General features: G+C 55.2%; 16 protein-coding genes and 2 tRNA genes. 11 read left to right on the forward strand and 7 right to left on the reverse strand.

Annotated elements, in window-relative coordinates:
- Positions 1-62: 62 nt before the first annotated feature.
- The gene (locus GM557_RS01170; protein WP_155572626.1) at positions 63-1,151 is read right to left on the reverse strand and encodes a retroviral-like aspartic protease family protein; all 1,089 of its coding nucleotides are present in this window, start codon (positions 1,149-1,151) and stop codon (positions 63-65) included.
- On the reverse strand, positions 1,051-2,058 hold the full coding sequence (locus GM557_RS01175; RefSeq protein WP_155572627.1) for a tyrosine recombinase XerC: 1,008 nt from the start codon (positions 2,056-2,058) through the stop codon (positions 1,051-1,053). The genes GM557_RS01170 and GM557_RS01175 overlap by 101 nt, the downstream gene beginning before the upstream one ends.
- A 36-nt stretch (positions 2,059-2,094) precedes the next feature.
- Between GM557_RS01175 and GM557_RS01180 the strand changes: the two genes are divergently transcribed.
- Positions 2,095-4,347 (forward strand): primosomal protein N', encoded by a 2,253-nt coding sequence (locus GM557_RS01180; RefSeq protein ID WP_155572628.1) that lies wholly within the window; start codon positions 2,095-2,097, stop codon positions 4,345-4,347.
- Between the two features lie 9 nt (positions 4,348-4,356).
- On the opposite strand, the gene GM557_RS01185 is transcribed toward GM557_RS01180, so the two are convergent.
- Together GM557_RS01185 and ykgO are read right to left on the reverse strand one after the other, a co-directional pair.
- A complete protein-coding gene (locus tag GM557_RS01185) occupies positions 4,357-5,007 on the reverse strand; it encodes a hypothetical protein (RefSeq protein ID WP_155572629.1) in 651 nt (216 codons plus the stop codon).
- A 26-nt stretch (positions 5,008-5,033) separates the two neighbouring features.
- The gene (gene ykgO, locus GM557_RS01190) at positions 5,034-5,159 is read right to left on the reverse strand and encodes a type B 50S ribosomal protein L36 (protein WP_099026480.1); all 126 of its coding nucleotides are present in this window, start codon (positions 5,157-5,159) and stop codon (positions 5,034-5,036) included.
- A 188-nt stretch (positions 5,160-5,347) separates the two neighbouring features.
- Here ykgO and GM557_RS01195 point away from each other — a divergent pair, with 188 nt between their 5' ends.
- Positions 5,348-5,809: a hypothetical protein gene (locus tag GM557_RS01195; RefSeq protein WP_155572630.1), complete on the forward strand. Its 462-nt coding sequence runs from the start codon at positions 5,348-5,350 to the stop codon at positions 5,807-5,809.
- 26 nt (positions 5,810-5,835) lie between these two features.
- On the opposite strand, the gene GM557_RS01200 is transcribed toward GM557_RS01195, so the two are convergent.
- From GM557_RS01200 to GM557_RS01210, 3 genes are read right to left on the reverse strand one after another with little or no spacing between them, the layout of a single operon-like run.
- On the reverse strand, positions 5,836-7,983 hold the full coding sequence (locus GM557_RS01200) for a S9 family peptidase (protein WP_155572631.1): 2,148 nt from the start codon (positions 7,981-7,983) through the stop codon (positions 5,836-5,838).
- On the reverse strand, positions 7,980-8,843 hold the full coding sequence (locus GM557_RS01205; RefSeq protein WP_155572632.1) for an aminotransferase class IV: 864 nt from the start codon (positions 8,841-8,843) through the stop codon (positions 7,980-7,982). Before GM557_RS01205 ends, GM557_RS01200 begins: the two co-directional genes overlap by 4 nt.
- Positions 8,833-10,167 carry an anthranilate synthase component I family protein gene (locus GM557_RS01210; RefSeq protein WP_155572633.1) on the reverse strand — a complete coding sequence of 445 codons (1,335 nt, stop codon included), beginning with the start codon at positions 10,165-10,167 and terminating at the stop codon, positions 8,833-8,835. Before GM557_RS01210 ends, GM557_RS01205 begins: the two co-directional genes overlap by 11 nt.
- A gap of 171 nt (positions 10,168-10,338) precedes the next feature.
- On the opposite strand from GM557_RS01210, the gene gyrA reads away from it, so the two are divergent.
- The 9 genes from gyrA to GM557_RS01255 all read left to right on the forward strand — a co-directional run bounded on the left by gyrA (position 10,339) and on the right by GM557_RS01255 (position 19,812).
- Positions 10,339-13,095, forward strand: a complete 2,757-nt coding sequence (gene gyrA / locus GM557_RS01215) for a DNA gyrase subunit A (RefSeq protein ID WP_155573433.1) — start codon at positions 10,339-10,341, stop codon at positions 13,093-13,095.
- Positions 13,076-13,588, forward strand: a complete 513-nt coding sequence (gene coaD, locus GM557_RS01220; protein ID WP_099026474.1) for a pantetheine-phosphate adenylyltransferase — start codon at positions 13,076-13,078, stop codon at positions 13,586-13,588. The genes gyrA and coaD overlap by 20 nt, the downstream gene beginning before the upstream one ends.
- A gap of 121 nt (positions 13,589-13,709) precedes the next feature.
- Positions 13,710-14,189: a peptidylprolyl isomerase gene (locus GM557_RS01225; RefSeq protein WP_155573434.1), complete on the forward strand. Its 480-nt coding sequence runs from the start codon at positions 13,710-13,712 to the stop codon at positions 14,187-14,189.
- 144 nt (positions 14,190-14,333) lie between these two features.
- Positions 14,334-14,409: transfer RNA gene (locus GM557_RS01230), tRNA-Lys, on the forward strand.
- A gap of 17 nt (positions 14,410-14,426) precedes the next feature.
- Positions 14,427-14,513: transfer RNA gene (locus GM557_RS01235), tRNA-Leu, on the forward strand.
- A 431-nt stretch (positions 14,514-14,944) separates the two neighbouring features.
- A complete protein-coding gene (katG, locus tag GM557_RS01240; RefSeq protein WP_155572634.1) occupies positions 14,945-17,185 on the forward strand; it encodes a catalase/peroxidase HPI in 2,241 nt (746 codons plus the stop codon).
- An 86-nt stretch (positions 17,186-17,271) separates the two neighbouring features.
- Complete coding sequence (locus GM557_RS01245) at positions 17,272-17,715, forward strand: pseudoazurin (RefSeq protein WP_155572635.1); 444 nt, start codon at positions 17,272-17,274, stop codon at positions 17,713-17,715.
- 87 nt (positions 17,716-17,802) lie between these two features.
- Positions 17,803-18,387, forward strand: coding sequence for a cytochrome b (locus GM557_RS01250; RefSeq protein WP_196424563.1), 585 nt, complete (start codon positions 17,803-17,805; stop codon positions 18,385-18,387).
- Positions 18,388-18,528: 141 nt separating this feature from the next.
- Positions 18,529-19,812 carry a cystathionine gamma-synthase family protein gene (locus GM557_RS01255; protein ID WP_155572637.1) on the forward strand — a complete coding sequence of 428 codons (1,284 nt, stop codon included), beginning with the start codon at positions 18,529-18,531 and terminating at the stop codon, positions 19,810-19,812.
- Positions 19,813-19,819 lie beyond the last annotated feature (7 nt).

Consider the following 19,819-nt stretch of genomic DNA (forward strand, 5'->3'; position numbering starts at 1 on the left):
CCGTGGGATGGCGTCTGTTTAGCGGGATAGCGCAGAGCTGGCAATAGTGAAAAATGATTTTTTCACTTTTTCTGTGCTGGTTTTGTCTCTGGCGTGGTTTTAACAAACACGGCCCCCTCTGCCCCAGCGGAAAGCCAGAGGTGATGATGCATCAGCCAATCCGCCCCGAGGAGCATATCAGCTTGTTCATGCAGGGATGTCACTGTAAGGACCGGGTGAAGCTGGGTTTGTCCCCCCAAGGTAAGGCGGCCAAAACGGTGCCAATGGTAGCGATGCTCCTTATCGCCAATTCCCGCACTGACCCCGCCGGGGTCTTGGGCGAGGTCATCTTTTGTGATGCCGAGTTTATAGACGAACTCTTTGCTGATGATGTGCGAGCGTGCGCCACTATCAATCAAGGCCACACCATGTTGGCCATCTAAGGTAAAGGGGATGAAGAATCGCCCTCTCACCCGCCCTGCGGTGAGCCTCTGGCTCTGATACGGCCAAAAGGGAGGTTGTTGGCAGAGCATAGAATGTGTCTGAATCTCCCAAAGGCTTAATTTATGATGAGGGAGGTCGAGGTCTATATCGTAATGGCCGAGTAAATCCATCCCAATTAACCCCAATACGGGCGGTTGAATCGCCGGGAAGGCGGGTAAGGCCCCTAAAGGCATAATCGGTTGATGGAAGGTCACATGGCCGAGTGTAAGGGAGGCCAGCTCAATAGTGGGGACAACGTGACCACGTCCATCCGCCCCGGAGATGATGGTGGCTTCTTCTGCATTGGGTGTAAGATGTAATTGGCTAATAGCCTCTGGTGTGAGCAAGCTCCCCTCCGAGCCTGTATCAATAATCATGGAGAGGGACCGGCCATGAATCTGTGCTACAGAGGTTAGATAATAGCCTGTCTCTTGCAAGGTGATGGTGGTGAGATGCCTCTGCCGACAAGCAGGCCCCGGCTCGTTCGCATAAGCTGTGGGCAGGATGAGGTTCAAGAGAGCCATCATCATGGTTGGGATTATCACTTTGAGAGCGCGGGGGAAGGTCATCATCAGCCATTTATGTTGGTTAGGGGGATGTATCAGCGCGGGGATGGGCTTTCTGCCATACATCCATGAGGTGTTGTTCATCAGCAAGGGTGTAGATTTGCGTGCTAGAGAGGCTGGCATGGCCCAACAGCTCCTGAATCGTGCGAAGGTCGGCCCCATTTTGCAGGAGATGAGAGGCAAAAGCATGGCGTAAGGCATGCGGTGTTGCAGAATCGGGCAGTCCCTCCATCATGCGCCATTGGCGCATGGCCCGTTGTGCGATGGCCGGATTCAGTCGTCCCCCCCGTACCCCACAAAAGAAGGGAGCCTCTGCATGGCGGTAAGGATGTGCTGCTAACCAACGCTCCAAGGCCTGCTTAACAGGTGGTAGAATCGGCACGGCGCGCTCTTTACCGCCCTTACCGATGATGAACAGCATATCATCGCTGAGGCGTTCCACATCCCCGATAGAGAGGGAGAGAGCCTCGCTGATTCGCAAACCTGCACCATAGAGCAAGGTAAAGAGGGCTTCATCACGTGCAGCAAAATGAGGATTAACGGTTTGCTCTGCAATGCCTTCTGGGGCGAGGCGTGCAGCGTCTGGCGTAAGGGGGCGTGGTAAGCGGGTTTTTAACCGTGGGCTACGAAGGAGGGTTAAAGCGGGGTTGGTGAGGTGATGTTCTTTTTCCAAATAACGGTAAAAAGAGCGTAGAGCGGAGATGCGGCGGGCGCGGCTGCGGGCATGGCCATCTTGTGTATGGCGGCTATGGGGATGGCGGCGGGCGTTCTGCTCTGCACGTGTTGTCTCATGGGCCAGCCATGAGCGGAAGTCGGTTAAAGAGAGGCGAGCAAGAGCGTGTAGAGGCAGCTCCCCTCCAAAATGACGGCTGAAGAAGCCTAAAGCGAGGGCAACATCATGTTGATAGGCTATGCAGGTCGCTTTACTGGCGCGTTTTTCGTAGAGGAGCCATTCTTGCCACGCGGTGAGGGCCTCTTGCGCGGTATGTAGCGTAAGCGATGAAGGCGTGCGCGTTGGTAGATGGCTCATGGTATTTCCCCGCCGGAGAGGGTAAGGTGATGCGATATGGCAGAACAACGCCTCTCCCCCCATAGCAGGAGACGGGAAGCCGGTCATCGTCTTTCCGTCCTTGTGCCGCGTCCTTTTGCGGGGCCGCTGGATTATAAGTTCGATACGCCTTTGGCACCGGGCACGGTGGTGCGCGTCCCCTTGGGGCGGCAGGAGATCGTAGGCTGTGTGTGGGAGGCCGAGCCAACACATTTGCCGGTGGACCTTCGCCCGCCACGCTCTAGCCGGCATGTGGCGTTTGGCTCTTTACGCGCGATTATTAGCGTGGAGACGCACGTCCCCGCCTTACCAGAGACGTTACGGCATTTTATCGATTGGGTAGCTGCTTATGGGCTGAGTGCGCCGGGTATGGTGCTCGCCATTGCGCTGCGCGTACCTGCCCAAGGGGGAGGGATGAAGCCGATGCTTGGTTGGGCCCGTAAAGCTGGTCCCTTGCCAGAGTCTTTACGGCTTACCCCCGCGCGTAACGCGGTTTTAGCCGCGTTGGAGGCTCATGGCCCGGCCAGTACAGCGGCATTAAGCACGCAAAGTGGGGCGAGCGCGGCGGTGATTCGTGGCTTAGCACATGCCGGTGTGCTGGAGGAGAGCGTGCTGGAAGGCTCCCCCATGAGTGCCACGCCGCCTGAGCCTGATTACGCCCCGCCCACTTTATCAGCCGAGCAAGCTGAGGCTGCTCATGCTTTGATAGAAGCAGTGGAGGAACGCGCTTTTAATGTGACCTTGCTAGAGGGGGTAACGGGCTCTGGCAAAACGGAAGTGTATTTCGAGGCTGTGGCGGCGGCTCTGCGGCAAGGGCGGCAAGTGCTGGTTTTGGTGCCAGAGATTGCCCTAACAACCCAATGGACGGAGCGTTTTGCCAAGCGTTTCGGCACTATTCCGGCGATTTGGCATTCCGATTTAGGGCAGAAAGCCCGGCGGGAGACATGGCGTGCGGTGGCAGATGGGCAGCAGCGCGTGGTTGTGGGTGCGCGCTCGGCCCTGTTTCTTCCCTTTGCTGCGTTAGGGCTTGTTGTGGTCGATGAAGAGCATGAGAGCACCTATAAGCAGGAGGAAGGGGTGCTGTATCATGGGCGGGATATGGCCATTGTGCGAGCGCGCCTTGCCGGGGCTGCGGCGATTTTGGTTTCAGCAACGCCCTCTATGGAAACATTAGTGAATGTACAGAAGGGCCGCTTCCGTCATGAGGTGCTCGAATCGCGGCACGGGCCAGCCTGTATGCCAGAGATTAGCCTGATTGATATGTGTGACCACGGGCCGGAGCGTGGCTTGTTCCTCTCCCCTTTATTATGTGAAAGCATTGAGGATGGCATGAAGGCGGGGGAGCAAAGCATGTTGTTCCTCAACCGGCGTGGCTATGCCCCGCTGACTTTATGCCGGGCTTGTGGGCATCGCATCCAGTGCCCGCATTGTGCGGCATGGATGGTGGAGCATCGGCGGCGGCGGATTTTAGCGTGCCATCATTGCGACTATACCCAACCTCTAATGAAAGCCTGCCCCGCTTGTGAGGCGGAAGATAGCCTCGTGCCCATTGGCCCGGGGATAGAGCGGATTCATGAGGAGGTACAAGCGCGCTTCCCGGAGGCCCGGTTGCTGGTTATGGCCTCTGATACCTTAACCTCTCCCGCTGCGATGGAGGAGGCAGTCCGTAAAATCGCCCAAAAGGAGGTGGACCTCATCATCGGGACGCAAATTGTCGCGAAGGGCTGGCACTTCCCCGACCTCACCCTTGTAGGGGTTGTGGATGCGGACCTTGGCCTAGGCGGGGGGGATTTACGAGCGGCTGAACGGACGATGCAGCTTCTTCATCAAGTGGCAGGGCGGGCAGGGCGTGGCTCAAAACCCGGCCGTGTGATGCTGCAAAGCTATGTGGGGGATCACCCCGTTATGCAGGCTCTTATAGAGAATGACTTTATCCGTTTTATGGAGCAAGAGGCTGCCCAACGCCGCCCCGGTTTTTGGCCTCCCTATGGGCGGTTAGCAGCTGTGATTGTCAGTGCTCCTAAGGAGACGCATGCCGAGGCCCTTGCTCGCCATCTAGCCCTTAATGGCCCGCATGGGGAGGGGATGGAGATTTTAGGCCCGGCCCCTGCACCTTTAGCGTTGCTACGCGGGCGGTATCGCTTCCGCCTCCTTTTGCGAACACGGCGTGACATCGCCCTCCAACCCGTTTTGCGTCATTGGCTCGCAGGGGTGACTTGCAAGAATGATGCGCGCATTGATGTAGATGTGGACCCGGTATCTTTTATGTAAGGCGGATGGTTAATCCGGTGTGCCGTTTGCGCGTTGCTCTAGCTGTTGGTAGCGTTTTTGCCCATTGGGGAGGAGCGGGGCATGGGTGAGGGCCTCCGTATAAGCATGGAGGGCCTGATGAGGGTGATGGAGATGCTCTTGCGTGCGGGCGAGCAAATCCCAGCTTTGAGCATCACCGGGGTCATGCACAAGGGCGACTTGGAGGTCCTCTACCGTGCCGGTGAGGTCATTGCCGATAAAGCGAATCGCTGCGCGTTGGCGGCGGAGAAAGGCATTGTCCGGCTGAAGGGTCAAAGCGGCAGAGAGGGCGCGTTCAGCCTCATCCGTATGGCCTTTTTGGATGGCCTCTTGCGCTTCGCTTAGCAGTAAACGGCCACTATTTTGCACGGTATAGAGGCGTAATGTTTCGGCCTTTTTCATCAAGGCTTGGGCTTTTTGATCGTCTTGCTCTGTGGCGAGAGCCTGTTCGGTTTGGGTGATTTTCTCTTTTAAGCTGAGGCTATGAGCCTTAGGGGGGGCAGAGGCAGCAGACGTGGGATGAGTCGGGGCTGCTGCATAGGCGAGCGGGGTAGCTGTAAGGTAAAAAAAAGCCCCCAGCCAGAAGGCAAGAGGCTTCCCCCTCTCATAAGGGGGCAGAGCATGAAGTACGCAGCACATCAAGCGGTGCGTCCCCATAAATCCGTTACTTAGCCCTGACGAGCCTTCATACGCGGATTCTGCTTATTGATGACATAAACGCGGCCACGGCGGCGAACAACGCGGCAGTTTTTATCACGAATCTTAGCGGATTTCAGGCTATTACGAATCTTCATAATGTTCAGGCTCCCCGACCAAAAGATGGGCCTTTTCTACCTTGTTGTAAGGTAGTGGCTCTCATAATGCAGGGCTAACACGCCCGCGAAACTTGGCGACCGCATAACCTGTAATGGAGGGGTGAGTCAAGGTGATGTCGTGCAAAAGCCCCATTTCCCCTTCATGTTTTTCGGATTATGGTAGGGGAATGAGCCAGTTTTCTTTCTTCTCGTCCCGCCGGTCCCGCCTTTTAGGGGGGCTTTTGAGCCTTGTTTTTATGAGTTCAATGGGGGTGGCATGGGCTGATGGCTCTGCCCGCACGGATGATGATGACCCCGCAGTGAATGAAAAAGGCGTGGTCGTGAATAACATCCTCGCCGTTTTGCGCGACCATACGCGTGTCGTCAGCACAGCTTGTGTGAATAATCTGCATGAGATGCGAAAGGTGCAAAAGCAGCTTGATGTTGAGGAAACCGCACAACGTAGCTTTGACGTTGGGCTTGTCCGCGATGTTTTGGAATCGGACATGGAGAGCGTGATTAAAAGCTGCGGTAAAGATGCGCGCACAGCTTGCGGGGAGGGCGTGGGGCAGGGTGATTCCCGGCTAGGTAAGATTTGTTCCCAGCTTGCAGAGATGGATATGGATAGCGAGGGGGATGACCTCCAATAAGGCTCTTCCCCGCTTTAATGGAGGGGTTATGCGTTAGCGCGTTGGAGGCTCCATAGTGCGAAGGCTTGCACGAGGGCGACTTCCTTCAAACGTGCAAACCGCCCGGAGGAGCCGCCATGGCCTGCCTCCATATTGATATGACAGAGGAAAGGCCCGCCCTTGGCTTCCTCTCGCAAACGGGCAATCCATTTTGCTGGCTCCCAATAGGTGACGCGTGGGTCAGATAAACCCCCCATCGCCAGAATCGCCGGATAGGGGACAGGCCGGATGTTATCGTAAGGGGAATAGCTGGCGATGAGATCGTAAGCCTCTGGGTCGGTGAGAGGATTACCCCATTCTGGCCATTCCGGCGGGGTGAGGGGGAGGGAGATGTCCGACATTGTGTTGAGCATATCCACAAAGGGCACTTGGGCCGCAATCCCGGCAAAAAGCTCCGGGGCCATATTGGCAATCGCCCCCATAAGCAGCCCCCCAGCAGAGCCCCCATGGGCGACAATGCGGCGTGGTGCGGTATAGCCTTCATCAATCAAATAATGAGCAGAGCTGATGAAGTCGGTAAAGCTGTTGGTCTTTTTGGTGGCTCGCCCGTCTAGGAACCACCCCCATCCTTTCTCACTGCCACCACGCACATGGGCTATAGCGTAAATGACCCCACGATCCACCAAGCTTAGCGCAGTGGTGGAGAAGCTGGCCTCCATAGAGATACCATAAGAGCCATAGCCATAGAGCAACATGGGGTTCTTCCCATTTAGCTCCGTGCTTTTTTTCATCAAGAGGGTGATGGGGACCAACGCGCCATCTTGTGCTTTAGCAAAAAGGCGGCGTGTCTCATAAGCGGCAGGGTCATGCCCGGAGGGGACCTCCCGCACTTTGCGGAGGGTCTTTTGCCCCGTCTGCATATCGTAATCATACCAATGGGCCGGTGTGGTGGGGGATTGGTAAATATAACGCAGAATGGGCACGTCATATTCCAACACCCCGAGGAGGCTGAGCGTATAGGCTGGCTCATCCATGCTGATACGGCGTGCATGGGTGCGAATCGCCCCTTTATCAGCATCCTTATGGTCAAGGATGAAGATTTCCGTATTGCCATTGCGCCGTTCTATCCAAGCGAGATGCTCGCGCCCTGTACTAACACCGAGGAGGAAATGGCCTTCCTCATAAGGGAGGAAGTTCCGCCAATGGCTCCGGTCTGGCGTAGCTTCTGGTGCGGTCATGAGCTTGAAATCAACCGCTCCCCCTGCATTGGTGAGGATGATAAAACGGTCATTCCAATGGGTGAGGCTATAGCGTTCTCCCCGCACGAGGGGGGCGGCTAATTTTGGAGGGGCTGTTGGCTCCGCTGCGGGGATGAGGAGGGTCTCATTCGTATCATGGTCCCCGCGCTCGATGATAATCCATGCGCGGGAGGCACTTACCCCAATGCTGAGGAAGAAACCGGGGTCGGTCTCATCAAAGACGAGCGTATCATCCCCCCCACGCAGGGGGCGGCGATAAATACGGGAGGGGCGGCCATTATCATCGCGGTAAATCCAAAAGAGATATTGGCTATCTGGCGAAAGGGTGAAGCTGCCGGTACAGCTCTCCACCGCCGGGGCGCAGAGTGTCCCTGTGGAGAGGTCTTTGACCTGAATGCGATAGACCTCCGAGCCTTGTACATCCTCAGCATAGACGTAATAGCGGTGGTCTTCGGTATGGGCAGCTTGGGCGAGGCTGTAGAAGCTATGTTGAGCGGCAAGCTTGTTGACATCAAGGAGAATCTCTTCCGGCCCATCGGCCTCGTTAGTGCCAGCTTTGCGGGGGCGGCGGATATGGAGGGGATATTGGGCGTCTTTCTCAAAACGTAAGCTATATAGCCACGGGCCAGAGGGGAGCGGGACGGATTCTTCAGCAGGAGGAATCCGGCCGACCATCTCTTTAAAGAGGGCCTCTTGTAAGGGGACGGTCTCGGCCAGCATGGCCTTTGTATAGGCGTTTTCGTGCTCTAAATGGGTGCGGATATCATCGCGTAGAATGGAAGGGTCTCTTAAGACCTTCTGCCAGTTTTCATCTTTCATCCACGCGTAGGAATCCGTGCGGGTGCGGCCAAGCTGTTCCAGCACGATGGGGTTGCGCCGGGCGATGGGGGCCTTGGGCGTGGCGGTGGGAGCGGGGGTATGTGTATGTGCAGTCATGAGGCAGATGTGGCTGTTTGGGTGGGGGGATTCAAGATGGGATGGTCATAGAGGATGCGCCGTAACTCTGCGCTGCGCTCTGGCTGAGGTGGCAGCGCATGTTCCCCAATCGCGGCAATCGGGGTGAGGTTAAGGGCCGTGGCCAGCCATGCCCCTTGCAGAAGGGGAATGTCATTGCTGCTCAAAAGCTGTTCTTCACATATCCCAGCGGCGAGCAATCGTGCGCGCGTAATACCAGGGAGGATGCCGGTGGAGAGGGGAGGTGTTACTAATCGTCCGTCTATCAAAGCTAGGAAGCTTGCCGCAGTGGCTTCGGTAATGGAGCCTTCATGGGTGAGCCAAAGCGCATCATCTGCCCCATGGTCTTGGGCTTCTAAACGGGCGAGGATGGCCGGTAATGCATTGAGTGATTTCACCCGATTCAACATAGAGTGAGGGTCCCGCCGCTGCGTGCTGATATGCAGGCGGATAGGCTGGGGTGGGTGTTGCAGTGGTGGGGCGGTTGTGATGAGCAAGGTCGGGTTTGGGTGAGCTGGTGGGGCTAAGCCCCGCGGGCCGGGGCCGCGTGTGAGCGTCAAGCGCACAGAGCCATGAGTGAGGTGGTTGGCCTCTATAAGTTGGTGGAGTGCCCTCTCAATAAGGGTGCGCTGAGGTGTGGGGATGTGCAATAGGTGGCAGCCTTCTTCTAGCCGGGTGAGGTGAGCCTCTAGTAAAGGCACGCGGTGATTATAAAGCTGCATGGTCTCAAAGAGCCCATCACCGAGGAGGTAGCCTCTGTCTTGGGCCATAATGGCCGGTTGGTCCGCTGGGTGGAGCGTGTCATTCAGCCAGAGATAAGGGGGGATGACCTTATGAGCCATAATGGCGAAGCACCTTTAAAAGAGGCGCGGCTTTGAGGCACATTTCCTCATATTCGCGCTCTGGGTGGGAGGGATATGTGATGCCCCCACCAGCCCCGATGGCAAGGGTCTTGGCTGTTACGCTGATACTGCGGATGATAACGGCACTATCAAGCGTGCCATCCCATCCGAGGCGGAAAAGCGTCCCACAATAGGCCCCGCGTGCGGAGGTCTCGACCTCATCAATAATCTCCATAGCCCGATATTTTGGGGCCCCGGTGACGGAGCCGGGCGGTATTGTGGCGGCGAGGAGGTCCGCTGCATCTAACCCCGGTCTGAGCCGCCCTTGCACGCTAGAGACAAGATGATGCACATGGGCAAATGCCTCGACTGCAAAAAGCTGCGGCACGGTGACGCTGCCAAGCTGGCAGACTTGCCCAATATCATGGCGCATTAGGTCGGTAATCATGAGGTTTTCCGCCCGCTCTTTCTCATCATGGCGGAGAGCCTCTTTGAACGCGTCATTCTGTTGTGGGTCTGGGCTGATGGGGCAGGTGCCTTTAATGGGCCGTGTCTCAATCATGCCCTCGGCATCAAGGGCGATAAACCGCTCAACTGAGGCACTGAGCAGCGTAAAATCCGGTGTATGAAACCACGCCCCAAAGGGGGCAGGGCACTGGGTGCGGAGTTGCTCATATAAAAGTGGGAGGTCCAACCCTGCGGGGCGGTCAGCATACCAGCGCATAGTGAGGTTCGCTTGGAAGATATCGCCGGCTGCGATGTAACGCCGCATAGTTTGTACAGCCTCTTGCCAGTGTGAGGCATTTTGCGTGGCATGAGGGGTGAGATGTGGTGTTAGGGTGGGTTTATGCGTTGGGGTGGGCATAGCGGGGGGAGGGAGCCCCTCCGCGCTGACCCACCATAATTTTTGCGCGCGCCGGTCAAAGAGGAAGAAATCCCGGCAGGCAAGGGCTGTTAAGGCGGGGCATTCTGTTTGATGGCGGGAGGTTAGACCTGCATAGCGCATACCCGCCTCATAGCTGAGCATACCAATCACCCCACCCAGAAAGGGCAGAGCGTCATCCATAGGCTCTAACGGTGTAGCGGGGGCATGAGTGGTGAGGAACTGGCGTAATGTTTGGGGAAACTGGTGTATCTCTGCCAAAGGCAGGGTGAGATGAGCCACCGGGCGGGGGCAAAGCAAGCTCCAACGATGGCGGTCTTGTGTGGCAGGGCCGCCACTATCGAGAAAAACGGAATGTTCTGTCGTGCGGCAGAGGGGGAAAAATGCCGCAGGCGGCTGCCATGGGAGGGGTGTGATAAAGGGGGCAGCAGGGTGGCTCATAAGGGTAAAAAGAGCGCGATAAAAGAGGATGGACGGAACAAACTAGGAACTCTCGGTAGAATAGGCTATGCTAGGGACCCTAACCATTTATAGAAAATAGGTTGATTTGTCTTGAGCGAGCCGCACGATATTTTACCCTCCGACCGTCTCCCAGTAACGATTGAGGAGGAAATGCGCTCCTCTTACCTGGCTTATGCGATGTCGGTGATCGTCTCCCGCGCTTTGCCAGATGTGCGCGATGGGCTGAAGCCTGTGCATCGCCGTATTTTGTACGCTATGCGAGAGAGCGGCTTTACGGCGGATAAGCCTTATCGTAAATCGGCCCGCGCGGTCGGTGACGTGATGGGTAAATATCACCCTCATGGTGATAGCTCCATTTATGATGCTATGGTCCGCATGGCGCAATCATGGTCCATGCGTGTGCGGCTTGTGGATGGGCAGGGTAATTTTGGCTCTGTCGATGGGGATAGCCCTGCGGCTATGCGCTATACCGAGGCCCGCTTAGCAAAATCAGCCTCCTTTTTGCTGGATGATATTGACCGCGATACGGTTGCCTTCCAGCCCAATTATGATGAGAGCGAGCAAGAGCCGCAGGTTCTTCCGGCTGCCTTCCCGAATCTTTTAGTTAATGGGGCATCCGGTATTGCGGTGGGTATGGCTACGAACATCCCACCCCATAATCCGGGCGAGGTGATTGATGCTGTCCTAGCCCTTATTGCTAACCCGGATATGACGCTTGAAGACCTCATGCAGATTGTCCCGGGGCCGGACTTCCCAACGGGGGGAATTATTATGGGCCGCCGGGGTATCCGGCAGGCTTATGAGACAGGCCGTGGCTCCATCCCTGTGCGTGCCCGTGCTGAGATTGAGGAAATCCGTAAAGACCGTTTTGCCATTGTGGTGACGGAGATTCCTTATCAGGTCAATAAAGCGACGTTGCAGGAGAAGATTGCCGACCTTGTCCGCTCTAAGGATATTGAAGGCATTTCCGACATCCGCGATGAGAGTGATCGCTCCGGTATGCGGGTGGTGATTGAGCTAAAGCGTGATGCTACGCCGGAAGTGGTGTTGAATCAGCTTTATCGCTTTACGCAGCTTCAGACGAGTTTTAGCGTGAATATGCTGGCTCTGGATGAAGGCCGCCCCCGTACGATGGGGCTGCGCGATGTGTTGGATGCGTTTATTCGCTTCCGTGAGGATGTGATTCTCCGCCGGGCGCGGTTCGATTTGAATAAAGCGCGCGACCGTGGGCATTTGCTCGTTGGTCTGGTGCTGGCTGTGGCGAATATTGATGAGGTCATTGCCCTCATCCGCTCCGCACCAGATGCCGCTACAGCGCGTGAGCAGCTCATGACGCGTACATGGCCCGCTGCGGATGTAGAGCCGCTGCTGGAATTGATCCATGATGAAGGCAATGTGATTATTGATGGCCGCGTCCATCTTACCGAGGCACAGGCGCGCGGTATTTTGGAGTTGCGTCTCCAACGCTTAACAGGGCTTGAGCGGGAGAAGATTCAGGGTGAGTTGGCAGAGGTCAGCCAGCGCATTACGGAATTGTTGGAGATTATCGGCAGCCATGTCCGCCGTATGGAAGTCATGCGGGAGGAACTTCAGGCCGCACGCGCTGCTCTGGCAGACCCGCGTTGTACGGAAATCTCCGATGCGCTGGGTGATCAGTCCGATGAGAGCCTGATTGAGCCGGGCCAGATGGTTGTGACCATCACGCGCGATGGCTTTATTAAGCGGACCCCGCTTGATTTATTCCGTTCGCAGAATCGCGGTGGGCGGGGGCGCACGGCAGCAGGGCGGCGTGGTGATGATATCGTCATCCGCAGCTTTAATGCCCATACTCATCAATGGGTGTTGTTCTTCTCCTCTGGCGGGAAGGCGTATCGGATGAAGGTCTGGCATTTGCCAGAGGCAGCCCCAACCGCCAAAGGCCGCGCTTTGGTGAATCTGCTGCCGGAATTGGGCGAGGATACTATCACTGCCGTGCTGCCGTTGCCACAAGATGAGGAGCTGTGGGATGATTTGCATCTCGTCTTTGCCACAGCAAGCGGGAATGTGCGGCGTAACCGGTTGAGTGACTTCCGCAATATTCGTTCCTCTGGCCTTATCGCGATGAAGCTGGATGAAAATGACCAGCTCATTGGCGTGGCAACATGCCGGGAGGGGCAGGATGTCTTTCTTGCCACGCGTAATGCACGTGCGATTCGCTTCCATATCACCGATGATGTGCTGCGTGTTTTTGCAGGGCGTGGCAGCACCGGTGTGCGGGGTATTCGCCTCGCTGATGGGGATAAGGTGGTCTCTCTGGCCGTATTGAATCACGTTGAGGCAAGCGTGGAGGAGCGTGCTGCTTATCTCCGCGCCGCAAATGCACATCGCCGCGTCATTGCCGCTCAGGCGGGGGATGAGACCCTTGAGGAGGATATTGATGAGAGCAGCGATGTCGCCTCTGATGAAGAAGGGCTAGAGGGGATTCTCGCTGATAGCCCATTGAGTGAGGAACGCTATGCCGCGCTTGAGGCGCAGGAGCAAATCCTTCTCACTGTGACAGATACAGGCTTTGGGCGGCGGTCCTCCGCGTATGATTATCGCGTCTCCGGCCGTGGGGGGCAGGGCATTAATAACATGACCTTCTCCAATGCGCGCCGCGGTCGCGAGGTGGTCGGCACGCTTGTAACGCTAGATGGTACAGATGTGATGATGGTGACCGATACAGGCCGCCTTATCCGTCTGCCAGTGGAGCAAGTGCGCGTGATGTCCCGTCAGGCAGGGGGGGTAACGCTCTTCCGTGTCGATGGGGATGAGCGCATCATCAGCGTATTCCCCGTGATGGAGGAGGAGACTGAGGAGGCTGAATCGTCTGCCGAAGGTGAGGCCGAAACAGCTGAAGCCGCTACGGATGATAAAACGGATGACTAACCCGCGCATCGGTTTCTACCCCGGTACGTTCGACCCTATCACATTCGGGCATCTGGATGTGATTGACCGGGCGGCGGTGTTGTTCGATCATGTTGTGGTTGGTGTGGCGATTAACGATGCTAAGGCCCCGCTTTTAGGCTTTGAGGAGCGGCGCGGCCTTGTAGAGCAAGAGATTGCTAGCCTACCGCACCGGGATCGCATTTCTGTTACAGGCTTTGATACGCTCTTAGTCGATGCAGTTAGGCAAGCTGGGGCGGGGACGGTTATCCGCGGGTTGCGCTCTGCGGGGGATTTTGACTTTGAGACTCAGCTCTCTGGTGCGTTACGGCGTTTAGCCCCGGAGATTGAGACGGTCTTTTTGCTGGCCTCAGAGAATCACCGTACAACCGCAAGCCGGATTGTGAAGGAGATTGCCCGCCTAGGGGGGGATATTTCCCCTTTTGTCAGTGACAGGACAGCTCGTCACTTGCGGGGTAAATTAGCAGGAGGATAATGAGATGAAACGGCGGCATTTCGTCACCGCTTTAACAGCCTTATGCGCGACTGGCGGAAGCTTGGCACAAGCTTGGGCTAGTGAGCAGGCTGATAGTGATAATTTAGGAGAGGGTACAACCATGACAGAGACAACAAGCGGGCATAAATTGGTTTTGGAATTAAAGGACGGCAAGGTTGTCATCGCGCTGCGTCCAGACCTCGCCCCTAAAGCGGTGGAGCGTTTGGAGACCTTGGCGAAGGAGGGCTTTTATAATGGTGTGAAGTTCCACCGTGTGATTGAAGGCTTCATGGCGCAGACAGGCGACCCCACAGGGACGGGGACAGGCGGTAGCAGCTATCCCGACCTGCCAGCAGAGTTTAGCCAAACGGCCGTGTTTGACCGTGGGACAGTGGGCATGGCCCGTACTATGGACCCGAACTCCGCTAACAGCCAGTTCTTCATCATGTTTGATCGCGTTCCGTCTTTGGATGGCCAATATACGATTGTTGGTCAGGTCATTGAGGGGATGGAGGCTGTCGATAAGGTCAAACGTGGGGCTGGTGCCTCTGGCATGGTGCAGAATCCGGACCACATCATTAAGGCTTATGTCGAGAAGTAAGATACTGGCTTTGTAAAAGGTTTTCTTCCCTCTTAAAGAGCGCGAGAGGCGTAGAGAGGGGGAAGAAAATCATCATCATGGCGGGTTTCTCCGCTATGTGGGGTTGACGCTCCTTAGGGGAGCGGGTAGATAGCCTCCTCAAGTGAACCGGTAGCTCAGTTGGTAGAGCATTCGACTTTTAATCGAATGGTCCTGGGTTCGAGTCCCAGCCGGTTCACCATACTCCCAAAAGAGTATGCCCAGATGGCGGAATTGGTAGACGCGCAGGCTTCAGGTGCCTGTGTCCGCAAGGACGTGGAAGTTCGAGTCTTCTTCTGGGCACCAACTCTCTCGAAGAGATGATCGCTCTTTGATGAGGTATGATTCTTAAAGTTCACACCATCACAGTTTAGAGTGCTTTATTTAAGAGGTGTTGCGAGTTTATTGCAACAAGATGTCTTACTTGGTGGTATTTTGAGCTTATAGTGCAATGCAAATCCTCTATTAAGAGGGCAATTTTCTCCGACTGTTAGGTTATCGGAGTTTTTTTGTGCTGTTTTGTCTTGTAAAAAATTTTACTTTCTCTTAGAAGGGAAACCAGGCCCGGAAAGAATTGGTTTATAAGAGTTATTAAAAATAACGATTTACTTGCCTTCCTGCATCCCGATAATATAACTCTGCGATGTGTGACAGCGAGGCATACGCCGTGCAGCGTCTAGCTTGCCACTGTTACGCACTCTAACGAGTCCTCATCCACGAATAGGGAAATTATCAGGATGAAATTGAAACAATTTGGGGCAGCTCTGCTGATTGCCAGCACGACACTGACCTCTTTCGCATCGGTTGCTATGGCCGCTGATGTGCCCTCTCCGAACCAGTATTACTGGCCGAAGGGCATGAATCTGGCCAAGCTGCGTGCCCATGATTCAGAGTCTGACCCATATGGTGCAGACTATTATACGAGCTACCACAAGAAGTTCGAGCAGCTGAATCTTCAAGAAGTCCGTAAGGATATCGAGAAGGTTATGCTGACGTCCCAGCCTTGGTGGCCGGCGGACTACGGCAATTACGGGCCGTTCTTCATCCGTATGGCATGGCATAATGCTGGTACATACCGCGCTATTGATGGTCGTGGTGGTGAGGAAGGCGCACAACAGCGTTTTGCTCAGTTGAATGACTGGCCCGATAACGCTAGCTTGGATAAAGCAAAGCGTCTGCTGTGGCCTGTTAAGAAGAAATATGGCGAGAAGCTCTCCTGGGGTGACCTTATCGTCCTGACAGGTGATGTCGCGCTGAACCAGATGGGCTTTAAGACCCTCGGCTTTGTTGGTGGTCGTCCTGATGACTGGCAGTCCGAGCTGATTTATTGGGGTCCGGGCACCACATTCTTCCCCAATAAGAGCTCCTTCCAGGTTGGGCAGAACGGTACTCTGAAGCACCCGCTGGCTGCTACGCACATGGGCCTTATCTATGTGAACCCAGAGGGGCCGAACGGCGATCCTGACCCTGTGAAGTCCGCTGCGATGATTCGTCTGGCCTTCGGTCGTATGGCGATGAATGACGAAGAGACTGTGGCTCTTATCGCTGGTGGTCATACCTTTGGTAAGGCACATGGTGCGCATCCGAACTCCTGCTTGAGCGGCCCGCCGGTTGCTAACGGTGTGGAGCATCAGGGTCTTGGCTGGGCTGACCATTGCATTAAGGGCACACAGACCGCTGATGATGCCTCCACCAGTGGTCTGGAAGGCTCTTGGTCTGCTGATCCGATCCACTTCACCACACAGTATATTGACAACTTGTTGAACAATGACTGGGTGTTGGGGACAAGCCCGACTGGTGCGCATCAGTGGCACACCAAGACGGACGACAAGATCGCTCCAGACCCGGCCAACCCGAACGATCCTTCCAAGATGCGTCCGATCATGATGTTCACAACGGACATCGCGCTGAAGACGGATCCGGTTTACCACAAGATTCTTGCCCGTTGGGCTGAGCATCCGAATGAATTCGCTGATGCTTTTGCTCGTGCATGGTTCAAGCTGGTTGTGCGTGACATGGGGCCGAAGAGCCGTTACTTCGGTAGCGAAGTTCCGAAAGAGACCTTCGTCTGGCAGGATCCCATCAATATGCCGGCTAAGCCGATCAATCAGGCTGATGTCCGTGAGCTGCGTAAGCTGATTGCGGCAACAGGTCTGTCTGACCGTGAGCTGATCAAGACAGCATGGGCGGCTGCGTCTTCTCATCGCGTGACCGATCACCGTGGTGGTGCTAACGGTGGCCGTCTGGCTCTGATGCCGCAAAATGGCTGGGCTGTGAATGATCCTGAGGAGCTGAAGGCTGTTCTGCCGAAGCTGGAGCAGGTGCGTGATAAGTTTAACGCTCACAGCGTTCGCAAGGTTGCTCTGGCTGACGTCATCGTTCTCGGCGGTAGCGTTGGTATCGAGGATGCAGCTCAAAAAGCTGGCGTGAAGATTCAGGTGCCGTTCGCACCGGGTCGTGGTGATGCAACGCAAGAGCAGACAGATGTTAACTCCTTCAACCTGTTGGAGCCGACAGCTGATGCCTTCCGTAACTACTATCGTGCAGATGCCGATAACACACCGCCGCTTAACGCAATGGTAGATAAGGCTGACACGCTGGGTCTGACCATCCCTGAGATGACAGTCCTGCTTGGTGGTCTGCGTACTCTGGACATCAACTCTGGTCATTCCGCCAATGGTGTGCTGACAAAGACCCCCGGTGTCTTGACGCAAGACTTCTTCACCAACGTGTTGACGATGGATACACGCTGGCAAAAGGTTGCTGGTCAGGAAGACCTCTATGAGGGCTTTGACCGCGCAACAGGGCAGAAACTGTGGACAGCCACGGATGTGGACTTGGTCTTCGGTGCGAACCCAGAGCTGCGCGCTGCGGCTGAGGTTTATGCCTCTGACGATGCTAAAGCGAAGTTCTATAACGACTTTGTGAAGGCATGGACAAAGGTGATGAACCTGGACCGTTTTGACCTTCAGCGTTAAGCTTTGCTCTCTCTGTCAAAGAAAGAGTAGATAAAGCATTCCGCCGGGGTCTTTCCCCGGCGGTTTGTTAAGAAGTGGAGGATAGTATGTTTAAGTTTGCAGGTGGGGCTTTGGCCCTGTTTATGGCAACAGCCCTGTCCGCCACAGCGGCGACAGTCGATGTTAAAATGCTGACCCATGGCAGCGATGGTGCTTATGCTTTCGAGCCGGGGGTTGTACGTATTCATTCTGGTGATAGCGTGCGTTTTATCCCTACCGATAGAGGGCATAATGTGCAGTCCATCCCGGGGATGATCCCTGAGGGAGCGCAGTCCTTTAGCGTGCCCTTTAGCCAAGAGCGGACAATTAAGTTCACGACACCGGGCGTGTATGGTTATAAATGCCTACCGCATTATTCTTTTGGCATGGTTGGGCTTGTTGTGGTGGATAATGCTAATAACGAGGCCCAAGCGCGTAAAGCCCCGATGTATGGCAAGGCGAAAGACCGTTTTGAGCAGCTTTTCCAGCAAGTGGATAACGCTAGCAAGTAAGTAAAAATTGTTTATAACGATGCCGGCCTTATTCCTGATCTTTTCAGGAAAAGGCCGCTTTTTTATATACAACCTATGGAGAAAGCCATGTCGGCGAAGGTGGAATTACAGGGCGAGCAACCGGCACGTTATGACGGTGTGGCAATGCTTTTGCATTGGGTGATTGCCCTGCTAATCTTTTTTTTGATAGCCCTTGGTTTATATATGGATCATGCCTCTGTGAGTGATCCAGTTGCGTTACATCAGCTGCATAAATCGGTTGGTATTATAACGATGCTGCTAATTGCAGTGCGGATTATATGGCGGTTGACGCATAAAGCCCCACCACTTCCGCAAGGTATGTCTGGTATTCAACGTGTAATGGCGGGCAGCGTTGAGGGGTTTTTGTATCTTTTTCAGATTCTCCTACCTGCAACAGGTTGGTTGATGGTCTCTGCCATGGCGATGCCGCTTGTATTGTTTGGTCTTGTGGCTTGGCCATTAATTCCCCTGCCGCAGAGTGTGATGGATAGTGGCTCCCTTGCAGAGATGATGCCAGGGCTGCATCAGTGGCTTGGGTGGATATTTGCTGGGTTTATTGCATTGCATGTGCTGGCGGCGTTGTATCATCGGTTTATTAAGAAGGACCATATTGTAGAGCGTATGGTGCCGGGTCATCGTTCTGACCGCTGAATGGTTCTTGCTGGAACACCCTTACTCGATTGGGAGTGAGGGTGTTTTTCTTTGGAGAATATGGTATCACTCAGCGTGATAGGTAGGATATAAAGCAAGCTATATATCCTGCTAGTGAAAGCCCGCTGAAGGAAGAGCGCAATGGCGTCAGATCATAAAAAAACCCATATCGGCAACCATAAGCTGCATCCTGAGACGGAGATGCTGAATTACGGGTATGACCCGGCTCTTTCAGAAGGGGCGGTAAAGCCGCCGGTATTTTTAACCTCCACCTTTGTGTTCCCCACGGCGGAAGATGGGCGCGATTTTTTTGATTACGTCTCTGGTCGTAAAGAGCCACCGGAGGGCAAAGGGCAGGGGTTGGTTTATTCCCGCTTTAACCATCCCAATAGCGAGATTGTAGAGGACCGCTTGGCGGTTTATGAGGAGGCAGAGAGGGGCGTATTATTTTCCTCTGGCATGTCCGCGATTGCGACCACCTTATTGGCGTATGTGCGTCCGGGGGAGGTGATTCTCCACTCCCAGCCGCTTTATGGTGGGACGGAAACTTTATTGACCAAAACTATGGCCTCTCTAGGGATGAAGTCCGTAGGGTTAGGCAGCAATGGTGTTGATGCTGGCTTAATGCGGAAGGCGGCAGAGCAAGCCATGGCAGAGGGCCATGTAGCGATGATTCTGGTCGAGACGCCTGCGAATCCAACAAATGGTCTGGTGGATTTAAAGCTGATTCGTCACATTGCAGAAGAGATTGAGGCGAAGCAGGGAAAGCGGCCTGTCATTGCGTGTGATAATACGCTCCTCGGCCCGCTTTATCAGCATCCGTTGAAGCATGGGGCAGATTTGTCGCTCTATTCTCTGACAAAATATGTGGGTGGTCATTCCGACCTTGTGGCAGGGGCTGTGCTGGGTAGTGAGGCGATGACCCGCCCGCTGCGTCAATTACGCGGGGCGATTGGGACGCATTTGGACCCGCATAGCTGCTGGATGCTTGGCCGTTCTTTGGAGACATTGAGCTTGCGGATGGAGCGGGCCACGAAGAATGCGGAGCGTGTGGCGACATTCTTAAACCATCATCCTAAGGTGCAGAAGGTGCACTTCCCGCCTTTTTATGAGGCTTCCTCAGCTGAGGGGCAGCTTTATGCCCGCCAATGCAGCGGTGCGGGATCAACTTTCTCGTTTGATATTGAGGGCGGTGAGGCTGCGGCCTTCCGCTTCCTCAATGCGTTGAAGATTATGAAGCTGGCTGTCAGTCTTGGCGGAACAGAATCTTTAGCGAGCCATCCCGCTACCATGACCCATTCTGGCGTGCCGAAAGAGGTGCGCGAGCGCATCGGGGTGACATCGTCCACCGTGCGTCTCTCCATCGGTGTGGAGCATGTTGATGACCTGCTGGTGGATGTTGAGCAAGCTCTCAATGTTGCCTGAGAGGGTG

Source organism: Bombella sp. ESL0385 (assembly GCF_009725755.1).
GTDB lineage: Bacteria > Pseudomonadota > Alphaproteobacteria > Acetobacterales > Acetobacteraceae > Bombella > Bombella pollinis.

Bases quoted from the DNA above. Each gene is read 5' to 3' on its own strand.
- ykgO (WP_099026480.1), bottom strand. From the start codon at position 5,159: ATGAAGATTCGTAATAGCCTGAAATCCGCTAAGATTCGTGATAAAAAC.
- GM557_RS01170 (WP_155572626.1), bottom strand. From the start codon at position 1,151: ATGCCAGCCTCTCTAGCACGCAAATCTACACCCTTGCTGATGAACAAC.
- GM557_RS01175 (WP_155572627.1), bottom strand. From the start codon at position 2,058: ATGAGCCATCTACCAACGCGCACGCCTTCATCGCTTACGCTACATACC.
- GM557_RS01210 (WP_155572633.1), bottom strand. From the start codon at position 10,167: ATGAGCCACCCTGCTGCCCCCTTTATCACACCCCTCCCATGGCAGCCG.
- GM557_RS01195 (WP_155572630.1), top strand. From the start codon at position 5,348: ATGAGCCAGTTTTCTTTCTTCTCGTCCCGCCGGTCCCGCCTTTTAGGG.
- GM557_RS01245 (WP_155572635.1), top strand. From the start codon at position 17,272: ATGTTTAAGTTTGCAGGTGGGGCTTTGGCCCTGTTTATGGCAACAGCC.
- GM557_RS01205 (WP_155572632.1), bottom strand. From the start codon at position 8,843: ATGGCTCATAAGGTCATCCCCCCTTATCTCTGGCTGAATGACACGCTC.
- gyrA (WP_155573433.1), top strand. From the start codon at position 10,339: ATGCGCTCCTCTTACCTGGCTTATGCGATGTCGGTGATCGTCTCCCGC.
- katG (WP_155572634.1), top strand. From the start codon at position 14,945: ATGAAATTGAAACAATTTGGGGCAGCTCTGCTGATTGCCAGCACGACA.
- GM557_RS01250 (WP_196424563.1), top strand. From the start codon at position 17,803: ATGTCGGCGAAGGTGGAATTACAGGGCGAGCAACCGGCACGTTATGAC.
- GM557_RS01255 (WP_155572637.1), top strand. From the start codon at position 18,529: ATGGCGTCAGATCATAAAAAAACCCATATCGGCAACCATAAGCTGCAT.
- GM557_RS01180 (WP_155572628.1), top strand. From the start codon at position 2,095: ATGGCAGAACAACGCCTCTCCCCCCATAGCAGGAGACGGGAAGCCGGT.
- coaD (WP_099026474.1), top strand. From the start codon at position 13,076: ATGATAAAACGGATGACTAACCCGCGCATCGGTTTCTACCCCGGTACG.
- GM557_RS01200 (WP_155572631.1), bottom strand. From the start codon at position 7,983: ATGACTGCACATACACATACCCCCGCTCCCACCGCCACGCCCAAGGCC.
- GM557_RS01225 (WP_155573434.1), top strand. From the start codon at position 13,710: ATGACAGAGACAACAAGCGGGCATAAATTGGTTTTGGAATTAAAGGAC.